The sequence below is a fragment of the Pseudoalteromonas sp. SWYJ118 genome (genome assembly GCF_015864505.1).
Lineage (GTDB): Bacteria > Pseudomonadota > Gammaproteobacteria > Enterobacterales > Alteromonadaceae > Pseudoalteromonas > Pseudoalteromonas arctica.
The window spans coordinates 1-593 of record NZ_JADYXC010000069.1 but is presented as its reverse complement, the minus strand read 5'-3'; the positions used below and the strand labels follow the sequence as shown (position 1 = coordinate 593).

Sequence of the window (593 nt, the reverse complement as noted above, 5' to 3'; positions counted from 1 at the left end):
TGAGAACCCTTGCCCATAAAAAATATTATCGCCTAACAATAAGCAAACGTCGTCAGAGCCAATAAACTCTTCACCTAAAATAAACGCTTGAGCCAAACCATCAGGACTTGGTTGTATTGTGTAACTAAGCTCAACACCAAAGCGTGAGCCATCACCTAACAATCGTTTAAATGACGCTTGATCTTCAGGTGTAGTAATAATTAAGATTTCACGTATTCCCGCTAACATTAATACAGAAAGCGGATAGTAAATCATTGGTTTATCATAAATTGGGAGTAACTGTTTAGATACGCCCATCGTTATAGGATAAAGCCGAGTGCCGGAGCCTCCAGCAAGGATAATTCCTTTCATGCTACTTTCCTTTAGCTGTCATATTTATTTCGCCCAGACGCTCACGCTGATATGAACCATCTTGTACGTTTTGACACCACGTTTGATTATCTAAATACCACTGAACCGTTTTACGTAGGCCTGTTTCAAAGGTTTCTATTGGTGTCCAGTTTAGCTCTGTACTCATTTTTGACGAGTCAATAGCATAACGTCTATCGTGACCAGGGCGATCTGTCACGTACGTTATCTGCTCTGAGTACGGG

The 593-nt window shown here is 41.0% G+C and carries 2 protein-coding genes; both read right to left on the bottom strand.

Annotated features, from left to right (window positions below):
* A partial coding sequence (locus tag I6F48_RS21230; RefSeq protein ID WP_197120252.1) for a sugar nucleotidyltransferase occupies positions 1 to 351 on the bottom strand: 351 nt, incomplete at its 3' end.
* 1 nt (position 352) lies between these two features.
* On the bottom strand, positions 353 to 593 hold a 241-nt coding region (locus I6F48_RS21225; protein ID WP_197120251.1), incomplete at its 5' end, for a GDP-mannose 4,6-dehydratase.